General features: G+C 35.6%; 2 protein-coding genes. Both read left to right on the top strand.

Translation table 11 applies throughout. The features are described from left to right. Positions 1 to 47: 47 nt before the first annotated feature. Positions 48 to 524, top strand: coding sequence for a helix-turn-helix transcriptional regulator (locus ADIWIN_RS18810; protein WP_020894907.1), 477 nt, complete (start codon positions 48 to 50; stop codon positions 522 to 524). Beyond that, positions 455 to 736: a helix-turn-helix transcriptional regulator gene (locus ADIWIN_RS22035; RefSeq protein WP_316929666.1), complete on the top strand. Its 282-nt coding sequence runs from the start codon at positions 455 to 457 to the stop codon at positions 734 to 736. Before ADIWIN_RS18810 ends, ADIWIN_RS22035 begins: the two co-directional genes overlap by 70 nt.

Below are 736 nucleotides of genomic sequence, written 5' to 3'. Positions count from 1 at the left end.
TGTGTGCCTTGTCAGCCATTTAAAAAAAGCATTGACTACATTTGAAAATGGAATATTCAGAAGTAAATAGATTGTCTCGCCTAACAGCAATTTTGGTTCAATTTCAGACCAGAAGCATTGTCACAGCTACTGAATTATCCCAAAAATTTCAAGTCAGTAAAAGGACAATTTACCGAGATGTAAAGGCATTGGAGAAAGCAGGTATCCCTATTTTGACAGAAGAAGGAAAAGGGTATACGCTAATGGAAGGTTATAAAATACCGCCGGTAATGTTCACCGAAAATCAAGCAAATGCCTTGATACTTGCAGAGCAGCTGGTACTGAAAAGCAAGGACTCCTCATTTGTAAAGGATTACTCGGAAGCAATCGATAAAATAAAATCAATTCTCAAGTATAGTATCAAGGACAAAGCAAATTTACTTGCCCATAGAACACAATACAACCAAGTTAAACCCTGGAAAGGAATAGTAACAATCTCTCAGATTTACAGCATGCACTTACCAATTATAACCTGGTCAAAATAGAATACATCAACAAGGAAAATAAGGTAACAAACAGAATAATAGAGCCATTTGCGATATTGAATTCCGAAAATTGGTATTTAGTTGCATGGTGTCGTTTGCGCAATGAATTCCGGTTTTTTCGACCAGACAGAATTCAAAAAATGGAAATCCTTTCAGAAAAATTTGAACCGCATAACATGACTTTGCAAGAGTATTTTGACAAATACCATTAA

The organism is Winogradskyella psychrotolerans RS-3 (genome assembly GCF_000427335.1).
GTDB lineage: Bacteria > Bacteroidota > Bacteroidia > Flavobacteriales > Flavobacteriaceae > Winogradskyella > Winogradskyella psychrotolerans.
Note: the sequence above shows the minus strand (reverse complement) of the source record. Positions and strands in the feature narration are given on the sequence as shown.

Coding starts and splice junctions, on each gene's coding strand:
- ADIWIN_RS18810 (WP_020894907.1), top strand. CDS start 48: ATGGAATATTCAGAAGTAAATAGATTGTCTCGCCTAACAGCAATTTTG.